Genomic DNA, 21,337 nt, shown 5'->3' with positions numbered 1-21,337 from the left:
TCCGCATCGTGCAGCTGAATCCGTGGGCGCTGAGCGGCATCGCGACCGTCGCCGTGCTGACCTTCTACCTGGGTCACCGCTCGTCCCGGTTCGCCAACACCACCCACGACTTCCTCGTCGCGCGCCGTACCGTCCGGTCCCGCCGCAACGCCGCCGCCATCTCCGGTGAGTACCTGTCCGCCGCGTCGTTCCTCGGCATCACCGGCATCATCCTCAAGGATGGCGCCGACGGGCTGTGGTTCCCGATCGGCTTCACCGCCGGCTACCTCGCGCTGATGCTGTTCGTGGCCGCGCCGCTGCGCCGGTCGGGTGCCTACACGCTGCCGGACTTCCTGGAGGCGCGGCTCGGTTCGGTCGCCCTGCGCCGGTGCGGCACGTTCTTCGTGGTGTTCGTCGGGATCCTGTACATGGTCCCGCAGTTGCAGGGCGCCGGGCTGGCGCTGACGACGGTGCTGAACGTGCCCGGCTGGGTCGGTTCGCTCACCGTGTTCGCGCTGGTGGCCATCAACGTCATCGCGGGCGGGATGCGCGCGATCACCGTGGTGCAGGCGTTCCAGTACTGGCTGAAGCTGTTCGCGATCGCGGTGCCGGCGTTCGTGCTGTGCGCGGTGTTCCTGGTGGGCGGGAAGCCGGGACCGGCCGGTGCGCTCGGATCGCCCGCGCCGCCGGTGTTCGCGTCCGAGACCACTGTGGACGTCCGCACCGACGTCGCGTTCGACGTGCACACGCTGACCCAGGTGATGATCCGGCACCCGGGCGAGGCGGCCGCGCACGAGCAGGTCTGGGTGCGGGGTTCGACGCAGGAGCTGGCGAAGGGCACCGAGGTGCGGTTCCCGGCCGGCACGCCGGTGCCGACGGTGTCGGACGCGGAGGTCGTCAACGCCGAGTGGCTGCGGCCGGGGTCGGACGGGCTCGAGGACCTGCTGCAGACGTACTCGCTGATCTTCGCCACGTTCCTGGGCACGATGGGACTGCCGCACGTGCTGGTGCGCTTCTACACCAACCCGGACGGGCGGGCGGCTCGACGGACCACCGTGCACGTGCTGCTGCTGCTCGGGCTGTTCTACCTGTTCCCGACGATCCTCGGCGCGCTGTCCCGGATGTACGTGCCGGAGCTGCTGGTGACCGGCCAGACGGACGCCGCCGTGCTGCGGTTGCCGTCGGCGATGGTGCCGGGGGTGGCCGGGCAGATCCTCGGGGCGGTGGTGCTGGCCGGCGCGTTCGCGGCGTTCCTGTCGACGTCGTCGGGACTGCTGGTGAGCCTGGCGGGCGTGGTGTCGACGGACCTGTCGAAGGGCCGGGTGCTGGACTTCCGCATCGCCGCCGGGCTGGTGGGGCTGGTGCCGCTGGCGCTGGCGTTGTTCCTGCGGCCGGAAGACCTGTCGCTGAGCGTCGGGATGTCGTTCGCGCTGGCCGCGTCGACGTTCTCGCCGCTGCTGCTGCTCGGGGTGTGGTGGCGCAGGCTGACCTGGCCGGGCGCGATGGCGGGCATGATCATCGGCGGCGGGCTGGTGCTGGGCGCGCTGGTCGTCGGGATGGTCAGCCGGTTCACCGGGGACTGGGCGCCGTGGTTCGCCGGGCAGCCCGCGCTGGTGACGGTGCCGGTGGCGTTCGCCGTGACGGTCCTGGTGAGCCTCGCGACGCCGAACGGCAAACCGGTCGACGTGAACGCCGTGATGCTGCGACTGCACGCCCCCGACCGGCTGGGTTTCATGCGTGACCGGGCGGTCGCGCGCTTCGGTCAGGCGGAGGAACGAGCGCGCATGAGCCGCGGCCGGCACCGCAAGTAGCTGCCGCCACGCCGGCAGGCCCGGCGGCGGCCTTGACATCCCCCGTTCTGCAACCCCGTCAAGTCCGCCGAGGCGCGGCCGACCCGGATCCCTCCCCGAACGGGCCGTGTGCTAGCCACCGCAAGTGACCAACCGGGTACCCCTCGCACAGTTAACCCGTTCAGCGGTTGTCTTTACCCTCGGTTGACGCTGGGGAGAATCTTGCTCATTTGGTTATTCCCGAATTGGACATACCCGCGTTAAACCGGCGTAAGATCGTCAACTCTCCGTAAGATCATTCACTCGAAAGGATTAACAACAAGTCCGACGTTTCAGGGCAAGATCTACCCGCATCACACGACCCGAAGAGGTAGAGACCATGGACAGGGAGGTTGTCCCGTGAGCACCAGCGACCAGGGCCTCGTCGACGAGACGGGCCCGGGCGACAACTGGCAGAAGGTGCAGGCGAGCCCCGAGTTCGCCCAGCTCCGCAAGAGGTTGCGGACCTTCGTCTTCCCGATGACCGTCCTCTTCCTCATCTGGTACCTCGTCTACGTCCTGCTCGCCGCCTACGCGCACGCCTTCATGTCGACGAAGCTGATCGGCAACTTCAACGTCGGCCTGCTCATCGGTCTCCTGCAGTTCGTGTCGACGTTCGTCATCACCGGGTTGTACGTGCGGTACGCCAACCGCAAGCTCGACCCGGTCGCCGACAAGATCCGTGGCGAGATCGAAGGAGGCGCCCAGTGATGCACCTGGCCGCGGGCGTCGAGGGCAGCAACCCGACGCTGAACATCATCATCTTCGCGATCTTCGTCGCGATCACGCTGGTCATCGTGTTCCGCGCCAGCCGCAACACGAAGACCGCCTCCGACTACTACGCGGCCGGCCGCTCGTTCACCGGCCCGCAGAACGGCATCGCGATCTCGGGTGACTACCTGTCCGCGGCGTCGTTCCTCGGTATCGCCGGCGCCATCGCGATCAACGGGTACGACGGGTTCCTCTACTCCATCGGGTTCCTCGTCGCCTGGCTGGTCGCGCTGCTGCTGGTCGCCGAGCTGCTGCGCAACACCGGCAAGTTCACCCTCGGCGACGTGGTCGCGTTCCGCATGCGGCAGCGGCCGATCCGCGCCGCGGCGGCGGTGTCGACCCTCGCGGTGTCGTTCTTCTACCTGCTCGCGCAGATGGCCGGGGCCGGCGGCCTGGTCAACCTGCTGCTCGGGATCACCGGGGAGTGGGGCCAGAACGCGGTCATCGCGATCGTCGGTGTGCTGATGATCGTGTACGTGCTCATCGGCGGCATGAAGGGCACCACCTGGGTTCAGATCATCAAAGCCGTCCTGCTCATCCTGGGCGCGCTGGCGATGACCCTGTGGGTGCTGGGCAAGTTCGGGTTCAACTTCTCGAACCTGCTGCAGGGTGCTGTCGACAGCGGTGGCAAGACCGGCGCGGCGCTGCTCGACCCGGGCAAGCAGTACGGCAAGACCGGGACCAGCAAGCTGGACTTCCTGTCGCTGGGCATCGCGCTGGTGCTGGGCACCGCGGGCCTGCCGCACGTGCTGATGCGCTTCTACACCGTGCCCACGGCGAAGGACGCGCGGAAGTCGGTCGTCTGGGCGATCGTCCTGATCGGCATCTTCTACCTGTTCACGCTGGTGCTGGGGTACGGCGCGGGCGCACTGGTGGGCCCGGAAAAGATCAACAAGGCGCCGGGCACGACGAACTCGGCGGCGCCGCTGCTGGCGCTCGAACTGGGCGGCCCGGTGCTGCTCGGCTTCATCTCCGCGGTCGCGTTCGCGACGATCCTCGCCGTGGTGGCCGGCCTGACGATCACCGCGTCGGCGTCGTTCGCGCACGACGTGTACGCCAACGTGATCAAGAAGGGTCAGGTCGACAGCAAGCAGGCCGAGGTGCGGGTCGCCCGCATCACCGCGCTGGTGATCGGTGCGCTCGCCATCGTCGGCGGCATCCTCGCGAAGAACCAGAACGTGGCCTTCCTGGTCGCGCTGGCCTTCGCGGTGGCGGCCTCGGCGAACCTGCCGACGCTGCTGTACTCGCTGTTCTGGAAGCGGTTCAACACGCAGGGCGCGCTGTGGAGCATGTACGGCGGGCTGGTGATCACCATCGTGCTGATCGTCTTCTCGCCGGCGGTGTCCGGCGGGTCGAAGCCGATGATCAAGGGTGTGGACTTCCACTGGTTCCCACTGGAGAACCCGGGCCTGGTGTCCATCCCGGCGTCGTTCCTGCTGGGCTTCCTCGGCACCGTCCTGTCGAAGGAGCGCAACGAGAAGAAGTACGCCGAGATGGAGGTCCGTTCGCTGACCGGCGCTCACGCCGAGAAGGCGACGACGCACTGACACCCCGCTGGCGGAAAGAAGGCCACCTCCCTCGCGGAGGTGGCCTTCTTGGGTTCGGGGTTCACGTGCAGTTGATGGGGTTGCGTGTCAGTATGTGAACGTGCAACCAGGTGACATTCCGACCGCGTCCGTCTCCGAACTGCCCGCGGACGGGCTGGTGTTGCTGGACGTGCGCGAGCAGGACGAATGGGACGCCGGCCACGCCCCGGGCGCGGTGCACATCCCGCTCGGCGAGCTGCCGGCGCGCACCGACGAGCTGGCCCAGCTGCCCGACGACAAGCCGCTGTACGTGGTGTGCCGCACGGGCGGCCGCTCCGCGCGCGCCGCGGCCTGGCTCAACGCGAGCGGCTGGGACGCGATCAACGTGGCCGGCGGCATGAAGTCGTGGGAGACCGAGGGCCGCCCGGTCGTCGGCGAGCACGACGGTCCACCGGAAGTCCTGTAGGTCCGGCGTGCACCCGTCCCCGAGGCCGTACCGCCCGCGACCCCGTGTCCGCTGGGTGGCCAGCCCTCCGCCGGGTGCGATCCGGCCCCGGCCGGCCCGGCCGGCCGAGCGCTACGACGGCCCGCCGTCGTACCACGTGCCGCCGCGCTGGGGCTTCCCGCACCTGGCCTGGCGGGTGCCGACGGCGGTGCCCGGCACGCCGTCCGGCTACCCGAGCCCGGTCGAGCGGGTGCGCGTGCTGCACCGCAACGCGGTCACGATCCTGTGGTTCATCACCGGTCTCGCGGCCATCGCCGCGGGGGCGGAGTTCTGGCGCTACGCGCTGCTGGTGATGAGCCGCACGTCGGCCCTGCACGCCGCGACCGTGGCGTTCTCCGACGCGCTGGAGATCATCGCGTCGCTGCTGACCGTCGTGTTCGGACTGATCGGCATCGCGGCGACGCTGTGGTGGCTGCTGGTCGCCCGCGGTGCCGCCGCGGAGGCCGCCGGGCAGGAACCGGCCCGGTCGACGCGCGAGGTCGTCGCCGGGGTGCTGGTGCCGGGCGTGAACCTGGTGATGGCCGGCTCGATCGTCGCCGAGCTGGAGCACCTCGTCCTGGGCCGCCCGCCGTCGCGGCGGCCCCGCCCGTCGCGGCTGGTGCTCGCCTGGTGGGCGGCCTGGGTGGTCAACGGGGTGCTGATGGTGCTGGTGATCGCGTGGCGCTTCAAGGACGGCGTCCAGGCGATGGCCGACGCGGTCCTGCTGACCGGCCTGCTCAACACCTCGGCCGCGGTGCTGGCCGGGCTGAGCGCGGTGCTGGTGTACCGGTTCACGACGCTGCTGGCGCCGGTCCGCCCCGGCCGGCTGCGCCCGCTGCAGGTGCGCTCGGTGAAGGGCGCGCCCGCGCCCGAACTGCGCCACGCGCGCCCCGCCGGCGCGGCCCGCTAGGGCGTTCTGACAACGCCTTGGTCCAGGTGATCACGGCATGCTCGCCGCGGACCCGGTCGGGCGACAACCAGCCGAAACTTCTAGACCGTCACCGGCAGGTTCCTCAGCCCGCGGATCACGAACTCCGGCCGCCGCTCCGGCTCGGCCGCCAGCCGCAGGCCGGGCAGCCGACGGGTGAGCGCGGACAGCGCCGCCGCGATCTCGATCCGCGCCAGCGGCGCCCCGATGCAGTAGTGGATCCCGGCGCCGAAACCGAGGTGCGCGCCGTCGGTGCGCCCGACGTCGAGCGCGTCCGGGTCGGGGAACACATCCGGGTCACGGGCCGCCGCGCCGAGCAGGGCGGCGATCTTCTCACCCTTCGCCACGCGGAACCCGGCGATCTCGACGTCCTCGGTCGCGGTGCGCTCGAACAGCTGCAGCGGCGCGTCGAAGCGGATCAGCTCCTCGACGGCCGTGTCCAGCAGGCCGGGGTCGTCGAGCAGGCGCCGCCACTGGTCCGGGTACCGGAGCAGGGCCCACACGCCGTTGCCGATGACGTTGACCGTGGCCTCGTGGCCGGCCATCAGCAGCAGCACGGCGGTGGCGACGACCTCGTCCTCGGTCAGCCCGGCTTCGATCAGGTCCGTGATCAGGTCCTCGCCCGGTTCCCGCCGGCGTCGTCCGGCCAGCTCGCGCAGGAAGGCCACGAACTCCGTCGCCGCCCGTTCGGCCGCCACCCGGCCGGACTCCGGCAGGCCGTACTCGTACATCTTCACGATCGCGTTCGACCACGGCACCAGCCGCGGCCGGTCGGCCTCGGGCACGTCCAGCAGCTCGGAGATCACCGCGACCGGCAGCGGCTGGGCGAGCGCGTCCAGCAGATCGGCGGACCCGCCGGCGGCGATCGCACCGGCCAGGTTCTCGACCAGGCCGTCCGCCAGCTTCGCCACCGTCGGCCGCAGCCGCTCGACGTGCCCGCGCCCGAACGCCGACGAGATCGACCGGCGCAGGCGCGTGTGCACCGGGGGTTCGTTCTCCAGCAGCGAGTTGCGGTGCAGCAGGTTGAACGAGACGAACTGCTCGGGCGGGCTCGCGTCGGTCCAGATCCGGCCCAGGCCGCGGTGCCGCAGCACGGCCGACGCCGCCCCGTGCGACACGGCGATCGCCAGGCCGAGGCCGTCGTGCCGGTGCACCGGCGCTTGTGCGCGCAGGCGGGCGAACTCGGGGTACGGGTCGGCGAGGAAGGCCGGGTCACGGGGATCGAACACGACCCGAGCCTAATCCCCGATCCGGGGCGGTGTGCGTGGTTCGGTAGCGTCTGCGACCAGGCTTACGAGGAGGCGAGATGGGCAAGGGCGCGCGCAAGCGGGGTCCGAAGAAGGACAAGGCACCGAAGATCCGCGACGTGTTCGTGGCGCAGCCGTTCGAGGGGCTGGCCGCGGAGCCGGAGCTGATCGCGCTGCGCGAGTTCGTGCCGTCGGCCACCGCGCCGCTGTCCCTTGTGGACGCGGGGGATCGGAAGATCACGCTGGCCACCGTGCTGCCGATGGCCGCCGCCGCGTTCGTCCGCACCGACGGCGAGGTGTTCGTCGGGCTCCAGGTGCAGACCCGCAGCAGCGACGTGAGCCGCGACCTGGGCCGCGCGATCCGGTGGGCGCTGACCGCCGAACCGGGCGACGTGCTGCCGGTTCCGGACACCACGAGCGCGCCCGCCGACGGCGAGCGCCTGCAGGACCTGCTGGTGCCCGACGCCGAGCTGGACGTCACGCTGCACCCGAACTTCGACTGGTGGCTGCCCGAGGACACCGACCCCAGCGGCGACGTCAAGGTGTCGCTGGAGCGGGCCAACGAGGCGATCATGCCGACCGAGCGCCTGGGCACCGGCTCGTACTGGGTGCTCGCCGGCGAGAAGGCGCACCTGCGCTGGGTGCGCCGCGAGCCGGAGGGCCGCCTGATGCAAGCGCTTGCGCGGCTGTCCGCGGCGGGCGAGCTGTCCCTCGGCGAGGGCTCCCGGTACGCCGGGTCGTTCCGGGCGCACGGCCTGCTGGTGCCGGTGTGGGACCTGGACCCCGAGGCGCACGCCCGCGAGTGGGCCGAGCCGGCGCAGCAGCTCGGCGACCGGCTCGAGGAGGCCCTGAAGTCGGTCGACGCCGAACCGCTCACCGCGGCGGAGCGCCGCGCCCGCGACGGCCTCATCGGCCGCCAGCTGACGCTGCGCTAGTGATCCTGCACCTCTGCGGCGCGGACGAGTGGACGGGCGCGGACTACCGCGCCCCCTCCCTCGACAGCGTCGGCTTCATCCACTGCTCCGACCCGGGCACGGTGGCGATCCCGGCGAACGCGCTCTACCGCGGGCGCACGGACCTGGTGCTGCTGGAGATCGACCCGGCCCGCCTGGACGTCCCGCTGCGCTGGGAAGCGGGCGATCCTCCGCACCCGGAGGGCATCCTCTTCCCGCACGTCTACGGCCGCATCCCGGCCGCGGCGGTCGTCGCGGTGCACCCGTTTCCCCCGGACACCGACGGCGTCTTCCGGTTGCCCGCGAGCCTGGCGCAACGACACCCGCGCTGAAGCGTCCCCGGATAGTGCGGACAACCGGAGGGGGCGTCCATGCGTGGTCTCGGTGAAGGGGCAAGACGAACGGCTGACGGAGGCGATACGGTGACCTCGACCGTGCCGGCCATCACGTGGGGAGTGGGCCGGCCGGTGGGGAGGGGGTCATCGGTGAGCGACGAGCTCGCGGACTTCGGAGAGTTCGTGCAGGCGAGCCTGCCCGGCCTGCTCCGCTACGGCCACGCGCTCACCGGCAACCCGCACGACGCCGCCGACCTGGTGCAGACCGTGCTGGAGAAGATCGGCTCCCGCTGGACGCACGTGCAGCGCAAGACCGCCGACCCGCTGGCCTACGTCCGCCGCGCGATGGCCAACGCCCACATCAGCCGCTGGCGCCGTCTGCGCCGCGAGAGCCTCGTCGCCGAGCTGCCCGAGCAGCGCACCGACGAACCGGTCGACCCGTTCGAGCACGAGCCGCTGTGGCAGGCGCTGCGCGAGCTGCCCCCACGCCAGCGCGCGGTGATCGTCCTCCGCTACTACGAGGGCCTGTCCGAGTCGGAGATCGCCAGTTCGCTGGGCGTCAGCACGGGCACGGTGAAGAGCCAGGCGAGCAAGGCCATCGCCACGTTGCGCACCAAGATCGGCTCGGTGTCCGGGGGGAGGGACGAGCGGTGAACCCCGACGACGAGCTGCGCGCCGAGCTGCGGCGGCTGTTCGACGACGAACGGCTCGCCGTCCCGGCCCCACCGCGCGCAGGTGACGCGATCGTCGCCGGTGCCCGTCGCCGCCGCCGTCGGCGCAACGCCCTGGCCGCCTCGGGTGGCGTGCTCACCGCCGCAGTGCTGGTCGCCGCGGCTCTCGCGGTCACCCGCCCGGAGCCGGCCGTGCGCGAGGCCGCCCCGCCCCCGTCCGCCGCCCCGCGGGTGCCGTCCACCTCCGCGCCCGCGCCGGTCATCGTGCCGCCGTCGTTCCCGGCCGAGACCGTCCTGCCGCCCAGCAGCGGCGCGCCGGTGCCGCCCGAGGCCCCCACACCCGCTCCCACCGTGACCCGGTCACCGAAGCCGAGCAGCACCTCTGGCACACCGCGGCCGGCGCTCCCGGCCCGCGCCGTGCTCGGCCCTACCGGCTACGGGAAGCTGCGGCTCGGGATGACCTTCGACGAGGCCAAGGCGACCGGGATGCTCGCCGGCGCCGGGACCGCTCCCGACCAGTGCGCCACCTACCGGCTCACCGAAGGCACCGGGAACATCGCGAGTGTGACGATTTCGCCGTCCGGTGGAGTGGTGGCCTTCACCGCGACCGGCGCACGCACTCCGGAAAACACCGGAACCGGCTCCACGGTCGCGGAACTGAGGAATGCCTACCCTGATCTCACCGCCGGTGCGGGCAATTACAGCACGACCACCGAATCGGGTGACCATTACACGTTCTACGTCGATTCCGGCGACACCGTCGTGAGCTGGGAGTTGACCGGCTCGCCCGGCTGCTGACACGGGAAGAGCCCGGGCACGGTGGCCCGGGCTCTGCTGCGCTCCGCGGTATGGCGGTCTTACAGGGCGCCACCGGCGACCGGCGGCATGCCCGGGTCGCCGCCGTCGCCGACGTTCTCGCGGGCCAGCCAGTTCTCCACCTCGAACAGGTTCCCGGCGGCGCGCTTGACCACGTTGAGCAGCGTGGACATCTGCGACACCTCCTCGACCTGCTCCTTGAGGAACCACTGCAGGAACTGTTCGCCCTGGTAGTCGTCCTCGGCGCGGGCGGCCTTCACCAGGGTCCGGAAGTCGGCCGCGACCTCCTTCTCCTGCTCCAGCGCGAGCTCGACGAGCTCGACGGCGTCGGCGAAGTCGTTGCGCACCTCGCCGGTCGGCGGGATCTCCACGTGGTGGTCGGTGTCCATCAGGTACTGCACGATCGCGAGCGCGTGGTTCCGCTCCTCCACCGCCTGGCGGTAGAAGTGCTTGGCCAGCTGGGGCAGGTCCTCGTTGTCGAACCAGACCGCCAGCGCCACGTACTGCTGCGAAGCGTTGAACTCGTTCTGCACCTGCTGCTGCAGGAGCTCGTAGAACTTGGAGCGCGGTTCTTTCTTGAGCATCGCCATAACCCGAGAATAGGCCATTACGATGATCGTTAACCATTTGGGCCTGGTGATTCCCGTTTCGTTTGGCTAGGCTTACCGAGATGAGGAAATGCTTATTCAGGTTAGCCTTTCCTCATTAGCCGATCGGGTCGCGGACCACCGGGCACGACATGCACCGCGGGCCGCCGCGCCCGGAACCCAGCTCGGATCCGGCGATGGCCAGCACCTCGATCCCGGCATCCTCGAGGCGCGCGTTGGTCTCCACGTTGCGCTCGTAGCCGACCACCACCCCCGGCGCCAGCGCGAGCGTGTTGTTGCCGTCGTCCCACTGCTCGCGTTCCGCGGTCACCGGGTCGAGTCCGGTGTCGATCACCCGCAGCTTCTCGATGCCCATCGCCTCGGCGGCGGCGTGCAGGAACGGCTCCGGCCCGTCCACGCGCAGGGAGCCGTCGCCGTCCGGGCGGAGGGTGAACGCCACCAGCTCGTCCCGCGCCAGCGGGTACATCACCACGGCGTCCGGGGCGACCATCGTGCAGACGGTGTCCAGGTGCATGGTGGCGCGGGCTTGCGCGATGGGCACCGCGAGCACGGTGTGCGCGATGTCGTCGGCGAACAGCGACCGGGCCAGCGACTCGGCGCCGGCCGCGGTGGTCCGCTCGCCGATGCCGACGGCCAGCACTCCCGGCGCGAGCAGGAGGACGTCACCGCCCTCGACCGGCGCCGAGTGCGCGCCGTACGCGCGGGCGGCGTGCGAGAAGCGCGGGTGGTAGGCGTAGACGAGGTCGAGCAGCGCGGTTTCCCGGCGGCGGGCGGGCATGGCCAGCGACGAGATCGCCACGCGGTCGCCGATCCACACCGACGAGTCGCGGGTGAACAGCAGGTTCGGCAGCGGGTCGACGGCGAAGTCGTGCCGGTGGTGGATCTTGCGGACCAGCGAAGCGCCCTCGGCGGCGGGCAGCTCCTCGAACGTCAGGCCGGCCATCAGGACCTCGGCCAGCGTCGCGGCGTCGACCGCGGACAGGTGCGAGCGCAGCGCGTCACCGAGGTCCTCGCCCAGGCGCAGGTCGTCGACCGCGGCGTGCACCCCGGCGGCGTGCGCGCGGGAGTCGGCCAGCGCCTCGCGCAGCACGTCGGCGAGCAGGAGCACCTCGACGCCGCGGCCGCGGAGGACCTCGGCGAACGCGTCGTGCTCCTCCTGCGCGCGACCGACCCACGGGATCGAGTCGAACAGGAGCTTGTCGTTGTTGCGCGGGGTGAGCCTCGTGAGCTCGTTGCCCGGGCGGTGGAGCAGGACGGCGCGCAGGGGCCCGACCTCGCTGTCCACCCTGGGGGTTTCGTTGGTCACGGGCCGAGCGTAGTGCGCTGAGCGGGTGTTCAGGGGAGCCAGCTGAGGTGCCCGCGGAGCAGCGAGTAACCCACGAAGGAGACCACGTCGAGCAGGGTGTGCGCGATGATCAGGGGTACCAGCCGGTTGGTCCGCTGCCAGATCCGGCCGAACACCAGTCCCATCACCAGGTTGCCGACGAACCCGCCGAAGCCCTGGTAGAGGTGGTACGAGCCGCGCAGCACGGCGGCGGCCAGCAGCGCGGTGTTCTCGCGCCAGGCGAGCTGGCGCAGGCGGGTCAGCAGGTAGCCGATGACCAGCACTTCCTCGGCGAAGGCGTTGCCGAAGGCCGATAGCGTCAGCGCGATCGGGCGCCACCAGGTGTCGCCGAGCCGGGACGGGACGACGGCGAGGTTGACGCCGAGCTTCCAGCCGATGAAGTAGAGCGCCAGGCCGGGGATGCCGATGAGCGCGGTCAGCCCGATGCCCCACCGGGTGTCGCGGCCCGGGGCCGTGCGGTCCAGTCCGACGTCGGCGAGCTTCAGGCCACCGCGGACGAGGAGGTAGGCGCCGAGCGCGCCCCAGCCGACGAGTTGCACGGCGGACAGCAGCTGGGCCAGCAGGTCCAGCAGGTCGACGGCGCGTTGCGGCGCGTTGAGCGCGACGTGCTGGTCGGACAGCGGTGCGGGTTGCAGGAGCGAGTCGATCAGGGAGAGCAGGCTGCGCGCGCCGGACAGGCCCAGGGTGATCGAGAAGACGACGACCAGCTCGACCTTGAGCCGTCGCGCCGTGCCGGCGTCCACGGGTTCGGGCAGGGCGGGACGTTCTGGGCGGAGCCAGGAGTGGAGCACGTTCGCACGCTACCGTTTGTGGACATGGCCAAGATTGCGACTGCCGACCGCGTGGACCGAGCCGGGCTGCTGGAGTTCCTCCGCACCCGCCACCGCGCGATCCTGATGACCACCCGTGCCGACGGGACACCGCAGCTGTCGCCCGTGACAGCCGGCATCGACCCGGAAGGTCGTTTCGTCGTGTCGACGTATCCGCAGCGCGCGAAGACCCGCAACGCCCGCCGGAACCCGGCGGTGTCGGCCTGCGTGCTCTCCGACGACTGGAACGGCCCGTGGGTGCAGTTCGACGGGCAGGCGGAGGTGCTGGACGCGCCCGAGTCGGTCGAACCGCTGGTCGAGTACTTCCGCTGCATCTCCGGCGAGCACCCCGACTGGGACGAATACCGCGCGGCGATGGTGAAGCAGAACAAGAGCCTCATCCGGGTGACGATCGAGCGCTGGGGCCCCATCGCGACCGGCGGCTTCCCGCCGGAGGCCGCCTGAGCCGGCCATGGGTTGGGCTGGCGGTGGGGTGAGCTGGTTGGTGGCTCCGGCTGCCGGTGGCTGAGCGGCTGCCGGTGGTTGAGCGGGTGCCGGTGGCTTCAACGGCTGCCGGTGGTTGAGCAGCTGCTGGTGGTGGCTTCAACGGGTGCCGGTGGTTGAGCGGCTGCTGGTCGTTGAGCGGCTGGTGGTGGTTGAGGGGCTGCTGGTGGTTGAGCACTTGCCGGTGGCTGAGCAGCTGCCGATGGCTTCAGCTCGCCGTCGGCTTGAATGCTGCGGCAGCCGCGCGCGGGCGAGCGCTGGGCTCCCCATGCGCGAGTGGTCCACTGGCCCCGGCGCCAGCGGGCCCACTCGTGGTGGGGTGGGGTCGCCCACCGGCGGCGGCGGCGCGACGGGATCTTTCGTGCCAACGCGAGCGGACCACCTCTAGCAATGCGAGCGGGTCTTTCGTGACCGTGCGTGTGGCCCTCCGGCAGCAGGCACGGTGGCCCACCGGTGCGGGCGTGACTGGCACGTTTGGTGCGGGTGCGAGCGGATCATTGACGGGCGCGGGCACAGGTGGCCCACCGGTGTCGCCGCGACTGACCCAATGGTGCATCCACGCGAAGGGTCGGCGAACAGCGTCGGCACGAACGGACCTTCCACGGCCGTGCGAACGGCCGCCCCCTGACTTCCCGCGCCCACACCGCCGCGGCCCCACGGCCGGCCCCCGCACTGCCCGCACCGGCGGCACCCACCGCGCCACCCGCGCCTGCCGCACCCCGCCGCCACCAACCCACCCCTCAGGCCCACGAAGATCAGGGCTGTACCCGCAGCTGGTTCTTCGCCAGGAACGGGCATCCCACCAGCCGCCGCAGTTCGGGTCCCAGCTGCGCCGGACTCTGCACCGGCCGGCCGAACGCCAACCGCACGTCGTGGTCTCCCGAGGGTGCCTCGACCCGCAGCCGCAGCCCGAACTGGTCCAGCCCCAGCGGCCGGATCCGCCCGCCGCGCAACTCCTCCGGCACGTGCCTCGCCAGCTGGGCCACCACATCCGCGTGGTCGCTCTCCAGGTGGCGCAGCCAGTCGGCCTCGTAGCGGTGGAACGGGTCCGGCGCGGCGGCGCTGAACACGTGCGGCCGCAGCGAGTGGGTGCCTTCGGCGTCGGCGAGGACGAGGGACGCCGGCGTCAGCCGGAGCAGGCTCAGGCCGTGCCCCAGGTCCAGCAGCCGCGGGTCGGGGCGCGTGTCGGCGATCGACACCGCCCTCGCGCGCGCCGACTCCGCACTCAGGCAACGCAGCCAGCCGGTGATCCACAACAGCCCGCGAACCGGCTCGCGCAGGTCGACCGGCGCGTGGTCGGCCAGCTCGAACACCACCGCCAGCTCGCCCCGGTCCGCCGCCCGGACCCTGGCCAGCACCGGGTGATCGTCGGGCAGCAGGACGCTCACACTGCCGCTCGCGTGAACGTGGTGCAGCTCGGGCACCACCCGGTCGCCGCCGGCGGGGTTCCCCGTCGTCGGCAGCAGCGCGCCCGGCCCGTGCCGCACGGCGATGGTCTTCGCACGCTCGGCCGGGGTCGGTGCGGGCGGACGTCGGATCTCGATCACTGGGGCACCTCCTACTTAGGTGAGCCTAACCTGAGTGACGGAGGAAGGGAAGTCGATCGGTAACGTTGCCGGTCGCCGCGCGACACGGGAACCGTGGAATCCACCCGTCACCGCGTCTACGAGCCGCACCTCGGCGAACCGGCCGCGACTGACCCCCTCGAGGTCGCGATCCTGGACAAGACGCGCAGCCACCTCATCACCACCGGCGCGTTCGCCGCTCTCGCCGCGGCGCTGATCCTCCTGTTCCTGCCCGGCGGCGCCGGGCGGGGGACGGTGGCGGGCGCTTGCGCCGCGCTGGCCGGGCACCGCGTCCTGCTCCTGATCCGCCGGGTGCGGCCGCTGGCGAAGCTGCTGGAACTGCCGACCGTCGTGCTCACCCCCGGGCCCGGTCAGCTGCGGGTCTCCGGCACCACCGTGAGCATCGCGCTGCCCGGCCCCGGACCGCGCTGGGCGCGGGCCCGGATGCCCCGGTCGAAACAGCTGGTCCTGGCCCGCGAACGACGCGTCTTCATGCTCGGCCCGGACCGTCGCGGGCGGCTCGTGCTCGCCGCGCCGGGCAGCATCGCCGGTCACTTCGGCCGCGTCCGTCCCACACCGGCAGCCGGTTCCGGGGAACCACCGGCCGGCACCACCGTCTCCGCGGCGTTCCTGGGCGAGTCGCAGCGACGAGCCGCACTCACGATCGCCCTGGCCCCGGTCGCCGGGGCCCTCGTCTGGGTGATCGCGGAGATGTTCCCCGGCGGCAGCCCGGTGGGCGGCGCGATCGGCGGCGGCGCCGCCTACCTGGCGTTCGCGATCGTGCGGCTGGTGCACGTCCGGCGCCTGGCCCGCGCCGCGCGGACCGGCGACTGGACCGAGCTGGGTGCCACCCTGGACACCCCGATCACCCCGGGCTCGCCGGGCACCGGGCACGCCACCGGCCGGGTGACCATGCCCGACGGCACCGTCGTGCACGCGCGGTTCGGCCGCCAGCCGCTGGACCTGCTGGTCAACGTGCGCGCCACCGGCCGGTTGTGGGTGCTCGGCACGCCGGAGCGGGGGACGGCGGTGGTCGCGGGGCTGCCCGATCACCCGGTGCTGGGGCCGGTCCGGCTGGGCTGACAGGTAACGCGACCGGCCACCCGATCGACTCGGAGGTGTGGACTTCACCCAGGAGCGCGTGGTCGCGTACGAACCTCACCCCGGCGAGCCCCCCGCCTCGGACGCGCTCGAGGTCGAGATCCTCGGCAAGCAGCGCCGCCGCCTGATCAACTCGCTGGTCGTCTACGTCGTGCTGGGTGCGGTGCTGCTGGTGCTGAACCCGGACGTCGTCTCGTTCAGCCTCGTGGGCGTCCTCGGAGTGGTCACCCTGCTCGTGCTCTGGGCGCTCGTCTTCCGGTTGCGGCCCGCGCGCAAGCTGCTGCACTACCCGGCGGTCCTGCTCACGCCCGGTCAGGGGCAGTTGCTGGTCAAGGGCTCGACGGTCAGTGTCGCGCTGCCCGGCCCCGAACCGCGGTGGGTGGTGGTGCGCCTGCCGCGCTCGAAGCGGATCCTGCTCGCCGGCACGCGCCGGATGTACCTCATCGGGCCGGACCCGCGGGGCCGCGTCATGGTCGCCCTCCCCGGCGGGATCACCGGGCGGTTCGGCCGGGTGCGGCCCGCGCCCGCGACGGGATCGGCGGAGCCGGTGGTGCCGTCGCGACACCTCGTCCCGGCCGCGCAGGACCCGGTGGTGACCGCGTTCATGCGGGAGGTATGGGCACGGGCCGTGGCGATCGTCGTGGTCCTGGTGGTGGTCGCGGCCGGAGTCTGGGCCGTCGGTTCCACGGCGTTCGACGGGCACGCCACGGGCACGCCGATGACCGTCCTGGCGGTGGTCTACGTGGTGCTCGCGCTGACGATCCCGCTCCGGACCGCGGGGCTCGCGGCCGCGGTGCGGTCCCAGCACTGGCAGGAGCTGTACGCCGAGCTGTACACCGCGATCGAGCCGGGCGCGACGGGCGGCAGCGGCAAGGCGGAGGGGCGCGTGCTGCTCGCCGACGGCGAGGCGAAGGTCCGGTTCACCCGGCAGCCGCTGGACCTGCTGGTCAACATCCGCGCCAGCGGCAGGCTGTGGGTGCTCGGCACGCCGCAGCGGGGCAAGCGGGTCGTGGTGGGCCTGCCCGGGTATCCCGTTCTGGGACTGGTGAAGCTGGGCTGACCGTCCGGGGGACGAACACATGTGTCCGGTACCCGTACGCTACTAGCGTGTCCCCTGTGTCAAGCGCTGTGGAACTCACGCCCCCCGGCCCCCGCGGAATTCCGCCCCTCTTCGCACGGCTCGTAGACGACTCCGCGCTCTTCCCGCCCGGAACGGCCACGATGCCCGACGCGCTGCGGAACTACCTGGCCGGCCGCGAGGGTGACCACGCGGGCCTGCTCGGTGTGTTCCTGTGCCAGGCGTCCCGCCTGCCGGAGCTCATCACCGAGCTGATCAAGATCAAGCCGAAGGATCCGCTGCCGCTGTCGCTGATCATCGACACCGGTCTGGGCGGGGTGCCCAAGGCGATCTCGATCGTCGAGTCCCGCAGTGAGCTGCTGTCGCTGCGCATGGTGGAGATGCCGGCGCCCTCGGACGTCGACGAGGTGTGGCTGGAGCGCGTGTCGGAGTTCGTGCCCGAGGACGTGATCCGCGTGGTCGAACCGCGGCGCGGGGTGGGCTGGCTGGACGGCGTGCGGCGCGTGATCGAGCACGGCAGCTGGCCGAAGATCCGCTGCGGCGGACAGTCCAGCGAGAACTTCCCCAGCATCGACGAGGTCGCCGACTTCCTCGCGGTCGTCAGCGGTTCGCCGGGCGCCTCGTTCAAGGCGACCAACAGCCTGCACCGCGCGGTCCGCCACGAGGACCCCGGGAACGGCATCGCGCACCACGGTTTCCTGAACCTGCTCGTCGCGGTGGCCCGCAGCCTGTCCGGCGGGGACGTGCGCGGCGCGCTCGCGTCGACCGACGGCGAGGCGCTCGCCGAGGAGGCGCGGTCGCTGTCGGAGCCGGCCGCGAAGGCGGTGCGCGCCCTGTTCGCGTCCTACGCGTCGGCCAGCTTCGCGGAGCCGGTCGCCGACCTCGAGGCGCTCGAGCTGCTGTAGTGAGCACGGAAGGCTCGCTGACCCTCGACCGCGGCCTGGCGCTGCTGCAGGCGGTGGCGGACGCCGACGGTGAGGCGGCCACCATCTCCGAGCTGGCCACCGCGATCGGCGCGAGCCGCGCGGCGGTCTACCGGCTGCTCGTGCCGTTGTCCGCCCGCGGGCTGGTGTGGCGGGACGGCAGCAAGGTGCGGCTGGGCATCGGCCTGTTGCGGCTGGCCGGGCAGGTCGTGCCGCAACTGCGGGAGGCGGCTCGCCCGGTGCTGCGTGAACTGGCGGAGAAGGCGGGTGCGACAGCGCACCTGTCGATCGCCGAAGGTGACCTGATCGAGCCCGTCGTCACGGTCGAGCCGACGTGGACCGACTTCCACGTCTCCTACCGGGTGGGGGCTCGCCACCCGATCGGTGTCGGCGCGGCCGGCAAGGCGCTGACCCTGCGTCGCGGGAGCCGCGGATGGGCTGCGGTCACCGGCGAACCCCGGCGCGGGACCTCGGGGATCGCCGCGCCGGTCCGCGGTGTGCCCGGGCTGCGGGCGAGCGTCGGCGTGATCGCGCTGGGTCAGCTGGACGCCGAGACCGTGGGGCCGCAGGTGGTGGAGGCGGCCGCGGCGGTCGCCGAGGTGTTGCGCGGTCACTGACGGGCGCGCCGGTACTCCGCGGCCGCGGCCTCGTAGCGGCGGTGCTCGGCCTCGTGGTCGGGTGCGCCGTCGGGGTCGCTCGAGGTCACGAACTCCTGGAGCGCCTGGTTGGCGCCCACCGCCAGCTCGCCCGCCTGCGGCAGCATCGACTTTTCGTAGCGGCTGATCGCCGCGTCGAGCGTGGGTTCGCCGGCGATCGCGGCCGCCAGCTCGGCGCCCTCCAGCATCGCGAGGTTCACCCCGTACCCGCCGAACGGCGACATCACGTGCGCCGCGTCGCCGAGCACGGTCGCGTCACGAGCCTGCTCGCCGAACGGCGGCGTGCGGTGGATGACCTGATCGAGTGGATCCGCGCGCAACCCGCCTCGCCCGGTCGAGGCAACAGCGCTTCCGGCACCCTGGCAGGTGAGGTACCGGGCCGGGGCAAATGGCGGCATCGCCGACACCTTCAAGGACGGCACCGGCGGCTCCGCGGGTCTGCGGCCTCATGAACTGCTGGAAGCAGCGCTGGCTACGTGCATGACCATCTCCGCGCGGATGGCGGCAGCGGACCTGGGCCTCGACCACGGCGAGGTGAGCGTGCGCGTGCACCTGGAACGCGAAGAATCAGCGACGAGGTTCCGCTACGAGCTCGCCCTCGACCCGGTCGAACCTCACCGGCCGACAGTCATGGAACGCATCGAACGCTCGCCAGTACGTGCCACGCTCAGCAAGCAGCTGATCTTCGAACCTGTCTGATCAGCGCGCCTCAAGGCAAGGTCAACCGATCCGGTACTGGCTCCTGATATCTACAGGCTCTTAGGCGAAGGCCTGCCACACGGCGAGGACGGCGAAGACCGCGAAGGCGAACCCGGCGATGCGCTGCAGCAGCTTCGGCTTGAGGCGGCCGCGCACCTTGTGCCCGACGAACACCGCGACCGACGCCACGGTGATCAGCGCCAGCAGTGAGCCCACGCCCACCATCAGCGGGTGGCCGTAGCGGGCGGTCAACCCGGCCGTCGCCAGCTGGGACGCGTCGCCCCACTCGGCGGCGAACAGCACGCCGAACGAGGTGGCCGCGGCGCGCACGAAGGTCACCGGCTTGACGCCCTGGCGTGCGGCGTCCTCCCCGCTTTCGTCCGCCGCCGAGAAGCCCTCCCGCAGGAGCAGGACGGCCCCGATCCCGAACAGCGCCGCGACGACCGCCGCGATCAGGCTCTCCGGCAGCAGCGTCAGCGCGCGCCCGAACAGGACCGCGATCGTGGACTGCACGGCGAAGGCCAGCGACACGCCGGCCAGCACCGGCCATGCGCGGAACCGGGTGGTCAGCACGAGGGTGGCGATCATCGTCTTGTCCGGCAGCTCGACGGCCAGGACAAGTACGTACGCGCTGAGCAGTGCCAGCAGTGCGGTACTCACGGTGATTCCACGCCCCTTTCACTGACACGATAAAGGGGGAGTGGGGAAATGGCCAGCACATCGGATTCGCGAATTGCCGGTTTTCGGTTCACCAGAATTATTTCTGGGACGAGCTAATTGTGGGTTTCGCTGCGCCGAAACCCATCTTGAGCTCGCAGCAGCCGTTACGAGGGGCCCCCGTGTGTCGGCGAGGTATCCGTATCCACCGGCGAAGCGCGAATCGACTTTGCGCAGCTCGTGCGATCGCTGATCAGGAACGAGCGCCCCGCTTGTCAAAGCCGTGTCGGGGGGCGGGACCTTGGTCCCGGGAAGATCAGGACCCCGGGACCTGATGCCGGGCCCCGCGCGCGAGCAGGCTGGATGACGTGGACGTGCTCCAGTTGGCGCGGTGGCAGTTCGGGATCACCACCGTCTACCACTTCCTCATGGTCCCGCTCACGATCGGGCTGTCGGTCCTCGTCGCGGGGATGCAGACCGCCTGGGTGCGCACCGGTGACCAGCGCTACTACAAGATGACCAAGTTCTGGGGGAAGCTCCTGCTGGTCAACTTCGCCATGGGCGTGGTGACCGGCATCGTCCAGGAGTTCCAGTTCGGGATGAACTGGAACGCCTACTCCCGCTTCGTCGGTGACGTGTTCGGGGCGCCGCTGGCGATGGAGGGCCTGGTCGCCTTCTTCGTCGAGTCGACGTTCCTCGGCCTGTGGATCTTCGGCTGGGACCGGTTGCCGAAGAAGGTCCACCTGGCGTGCGCGTGGGCGTTCTCGCTGGCCACGATCGCCTCGGCGTACTTCATCCTCGCCGCGAACTCGTGGATGCAGCACCCCGTCGGCGTCACCTTCACCGACGGCAAGCCGAGGCTGAACTCGATCTGGGCGGTGCTGACCAACAACACCGCGCTGGCCGCGATCCCGCACACGATCGCCGGTGCGTTCTCGGTCGCCGCCGCGTTCCTCGTCGGCATCGGCGGGTGGCACCTGTGGCGCAAGCGCAGGAGCGACGACGAGCACCGCGCGGTGTGGCGGTCGTCGATCCGGCTGGGCGGCTGGACCGGGATCGTCGCGTTCGCGGTGCTCGCGATCACCGGTGACTTCCAGGGCAAGCTGATGTTCGAGCAGCAGCCGATGAAGATGGCCTCGGCCGAGGCGTTGTGCCACACGGAGCAGCCCGCCAGCTTCTCGATCATCGCGATCGGTGACGTGACCTCGCAGAACTGCGAGGACGTCAAGACGTTCAACGTCCCGGCGCTGCTGTCCTTCCTGGCGCACAGCGACTTCACCACCGAGGTCAAGGGCGTCGAGGACCTGGTCACCGAGTACCAGGCCGAGTACGGCACCAACTACCCGGACGACCCGCAGCTCGGTGAGCTGGCCGGCAAACCGGTCGACTACGTGCCGAGCCTCCCGGTGACCTACTGGGGTTTCCGGATCATGATCGGCTTCGGCGCGATCTCGGCCGGCACCGGCCTGCTCGCGCTCTGGCTGACCCGCAAGGACCGGATCCCGGACACCAGGTGGTTCCCGCGCCTGGCTCTGCTGGGCATCGCGACACCGTTCATCGGCAACAGCGCGGGCTGGATCTTCACCGAGATGGGACGGCAGCCGTTCGTCGTGGTGCCGAACCCGTCCGGTGTGGACGGGGTGTGGATGTTCACCGCGCAGGCCGTCTCGCGCATCTCCACCGGTGAGGTGTGGACGTCGCTGATCGCGTTGAGCAGCCTCTACGCCGTGCTCGGGGTGGTCGAGGTGTTCCTGATGCGCAAGTACGTCCGGGGCGGGATCGACGGTGTCATCCCGCCGGAACAGACCGACGAAGAGGGCAAGGACGCACTTGCCTTCGCCTACTAGGGAAGC

23 protein-coding genes are annotated in these 21,337 nt (G+C 71.3%); 16 read left to right on the top strand and 7 right to left on the bottom strand.

Features of this window, described 5'->3' with window-relative positions:
• Positions 1–8: 8 nt before the first annotated feature.
• The 5 genes from FB470_RS10320 to FB470_RS10300 all read left to right on the top strand — a co-directional run bounded on the left by FB470_RS10320 (position 9) and on the right by FB470_RS10300 (position 5,499).
• The gene (locus FB470_RS10320; protein ID WP_306990671.1) at positions 9–1,790 is read left to right on the top strand and encodes a sodium/solute symporter; all 1,782 of its coding nucleotides are present in this window, start codon (positions 9–11) and stop codon (positions 1,788–1,790) included.
• Between the two features lie 378 nt (positions 1,791–2,168).
• A complete protein-coding gene (locus FB470_RS10315) occupies positions 2,169–2,519 on the top strand; it encodes a DUF485 domain-containing protein (RefSeq protein WP_306990670.1) in 351 nt (116 codons plus the stop codon).
• Positions 2,516–4,126 (top strand): solute symporter family protein, encoded by a 1,611-nt coding sequence (locus tag FB470_RS10310; protein ID WP_306990669.1) that lies wholly within the window; start codon positions 2,516–2,518, stop codon positions 4,124–4,126. Before FB470_RS10315 ends, FB470_RS10310 begins: the two co-directional genes overlap by 4 nt.
• 94 nt (positions 4,127–4,220) lie before the next feature.
• Positions 4,221–4,571, top strand: a complete 351-nt coding sequence (locus tag FB470_RS10305) for a rhodanese-like domain-containing protein (protein WP_306990668.1) — start codon at positions 4,221–4,223, stop codon at positions 4,569–4,571.
• A 55-nt stretch (positions 4,572–4,626) separates the two neighbouring features.
• Positions 4,627–5,499: a DUF4328 domain-containing protein gene (locus FB470_RS10300; RefSeq protein ID WP_306990667.1), complete on the top strand. Its 873-nt coding sequence runs from the start codon at positions 4,627–4,629 to the stop codon at positions 5,497–5,499.
• Positions 5,500–5,579: 80 nt separating this feature from the next.
• Here the strand turns inward: FB470_RS10300 and FB470_RS10295 are convergent, their stop codons facing one another.
• Entirely contained in the window at positions 5,580–6,746 is a 1,167-nt protein-coding gene (locus FB470_RS10295; protein WP_306990666.1) for a cytochrome P450, read from the bottom strand.
• Positions 6,747–6,823: 77 nt separating this feature from the next.
• On the opposite strand from FB470_RS10295, the gene FB470_RS10290 reads away from it, so the two are divergent.
• The 4 genes from FB470_RS10290 (at position 6,824) to FB470_RS10275 (ending at position 9,521) form a co-directional block, all read left to right on the top strand.
• Positions 6,824–7,699 (top strand): DUF5926 family protein, encoded by an 876-nt coding sequence (locus FB470_RS10290; RefSeq protein ID WP_306990664.1) that lies wholly within the window; start codon positions 6,824–6,826, stop codon positions 7,697–7,699.
• Positions 7,699–8,049: a DUF952 domain-containing protein gene (locus tag FB470_RS10285; protein WP_306990663.1), complete on the top strand. Its 351-nt coding sequence runs from the start codon at positions 7,699–7,701 to the stop codon at positions 8,047–8,049. The genes FB470_RS10290 and FB470_RS10285 overlap by 1 nt, the downstream gene beginning before the upstream one ends.
• A 153-nt stretch (positions 8,050–8,202) precedes the next feature.
• Complete coding sequence (locus FB470_RS10280) at positions 8,203–8,706, top strand: SigE family RNA polymerase sigma factor (RefSeq protein WP_306990662.1); 504 nt, start codon at positions 8,203–8,205, stop codon at positions 8,704–8,706.
• Positions 8,703–9,521 (top strand): hypothetical protein, encoded by an 819-nt coding sequence (locus FB470_RS10275; RefSeq protein WP_306990661.1) that lies wholly within the window; start codon positions 8,703–8,705, stop codon positions 9,519–9,521. The genes FB470_RS10280 and FB470_RS10275 overlap by 4 nt, the downstream gene beginning before the upstream one ends.
• Before the next feature lie 59 nt (positions 9,522–9,580).
• Here the strand turns inward: FB470_RS10275 and FB470_RS10270 are convergent, their stop codons facing one another.
• The 3 genes from FB470_RS10270 to FB470_RS10260 form a co-directional block, all read right to left on the bottom strand.
• Positions 9,581–10,129 carry a ferritin gene (locus FB470_RS10270; protein ID WP_306990660.1) on the bottom strand — a complete coding sequence of 183 codons (549 nt, stop codon included), beginning with the start codon at positions 10,127–10,129 and terminating at the stop codon, positions 9,581–9,583.
• A gap of 115 nt (positions 10,130–10,244) precedes the next feature.
• Positions 10,245–11,432, bottom strand: coding sequence for an arginine deiminase (locus tag FB470_RS10265; protein ID WP_306999170.1), 1,188 nt, complete (start codon positions 11,430–11,432; stop codon positions 10,245–10,247).
• Positions 11,433–11,482: 50 nt separating this feature from the next.
• A complete protein-coding gene (locus FB470_RS10260; RefSeq protein ID WP_306999168.1) occupies positions 11,483–12,247 on the bottom strand; it encodes a CPBP family intramembrane glutamic endopeptidase in 765 nt (254 codons plus the stop codon).
• Between the two features lie 60 nt (positions 12,248–12,307).
• Between FB470_RS10260 and FB470_RS10255 the strand changes: the two genes are divergently transcribed.
• Positions 12,308–12,766, top strand: coding sequence for a PPOX class F420-dependent oxidoreductase (locus FB470_RS10255; protein ID WP_306990659.1), 459 nt, complete (start codon positions 12,308–12,310; stop codon positions 12,764–12,766).
• A 794-nt stretch (positions 12,767–13,560) separates the two neighbouring features.
• Here FB470_RS10255 and FB470_RS10250 read toward each other — a convergent pair.
• On the bottom strand, positions 13,561–14,352 hold the full coding sequence (locus tag FB470_RS10250) for a DUF2470 domain-containing protein (RefSeq protein ID WP_306990658.1): 792 nt from the start codon (positions 14,350–14,352) through the stop codon (positions 13,561–13,563).
• A gap of 93 nt (positions 14,353–14,445) precedes the next feature.
• On the opposite strand from FB470_RS10250, the gene FB470_RS10245 reads away from it, so the two are divergent.
• From FB470_RS10245 to FB470_RS10230, 4 genes are all read left to right on the top strand, one after another.
• Complete coding sequence (locus FB470_RS10245; RefSeq protein WP_306990657.1) at positions 14,446–15,453, top strand: hypothetical protein; 1,008 nt, start codon at positions 14,446–14,448, stop codon at positions 15,451–15,453.
• 37 nt (positions 15,454–15,490) lie between these two features.
• Entirely contained in the window at positions 15,491–16,531 is a 1,041-nt protein-coding gene (locus FB470_RS10240; protein ID WP_306990656.1) for a hypothetical protein, read from the top strand.
• A gap of 68 nt (positions 16,532–16,599) precedes the next feature.
• Positions 16,600–17,454: a hypothetical protein gene (locus FB470_RS10235; protein ID WP_306999166.1), complete on the top strand. Its 855-nt coding sequence runs from the start codon at positions 16,600–16,602 to the stop codon at positions 17,452–17,454.
• Complete coding sequence (locus FB470_RS10230; RefSeq protein WP_306990655.1) at positions 17,454–18,089, top strand: IclR family transcriptional regulator; 636 nt, start codon at positions 17,454–17,456, stop codon at positions 18,087–18,089. Before FB470_RS10235 ends, FB470_RS10230 begins: the two co-directional genes overlap by 1 nt.
• Here the strand turns inward: FB470_RS10230 and FB470_RS10225 are convergent.
• On the bottom strand, positions 18,083–18,448 hold the full coding sequence (locus tag FB470_RS10225; protein WP_306990654.1) for an FAD-dependent oxidoreductase: 366 nt from the start codon (positions 18,446–18,448) through the stop codon (positions 18,083–18,085). The genes FB470_RS10230 and FB470_RS10225 overlap by 7 nt on opposite strands.
• A gap of 46 nt (positions 18,449–18,494) precedes the next feature.
• Here FB470_RS10225 and FB470_RS10220 point away from each other — a divergent pair, with 46 nt between their 5' ends.
• Positions 18,495–18,827: an OsmC family protein gene (locus FB470_RS10220; RefSeq protein WP_306990653.1), complete on the top strand. Its 333-nt coding sequence runs from the start codon at positions 18,495–18,497 to the stop codon at positions 18,825–18,827.
• A gap of 60 nt (positions 18,828–18,887) precedes the next feature.
• Here the strand turns inward: FB470_RS10220 and FB470_RS10215 are convergent, their stop codons facing one another.
• Positions 18,888–19,487 (bottom strand): TMEM165/GDT1 family protein, encoded by a 600-nt coding sequence (locus FB470_RS10215; RefSeq protein ID WP_306990652.1) that lies wholly within the window; start codon positions 19,485–19,487, stop codon positions 18,888–18,890.
• Between the two features lie 365 nt (positions 19,488–19,852).
• Between FB470_RS10215 and FB470_RS10210 the strand changes: the two genes are divergently transcribed.
• Positions 19,853–21,331: a cytochrome ubiquinol oxidase subunit I gene (locus tag FB470_RS10210; RefSeq protein WP_306990651.1), complete on the top strand. Its 1,479-nt coding sequence runs from the start codon at positions 19,853–19,855 to the stop codon at positions 21,329–21,331.
• Positions 21,332–21,337: the final 6 nt, after the last annotated feature.

The sequence above is a fragment of the Amycolatopsis thermophila genome, assembly GCF_030814215.1.
GTDB classification, from domain to species: domain Bacteria; phylum Actinomycetota; class Actinomycetes; order Mycobacteriales; family Pseudonocardiaceae; genus Amycolatopsis_E; species Amycolatopsis_E thermophila.
The sequence above is the reverse complement of the archived record's forward strand: the minus strand, read 5'-3'. Positions and strand labels throughout refer to the sequence as shown.

Bases quoted from the DNA above. Each gene is read 5' to 3' on its own strand.
- FB470_RS10290 (WP_306990664.1), top strand. From the start codon at position 6,824: ATGGGCAAGGGCGCGCGCAAGCGGGGTCCGAAGAAGGACAAGGCACCG.
- FB470_RS10270 (WP_306990660.1), bottom strand. From the start codon at position 10,129: ATGGCGATGCTCAAGAAAGAACCGCGCTCCAAGTTCTACGAGCTCCTG.
- FB470_RS10255 (WP_306990659.1), top strand. From the start codon at position 12,308: ATGGCCAAGATTGCGACTGCCGACCGCGTGGACCGAGCCGGGCTGCTG.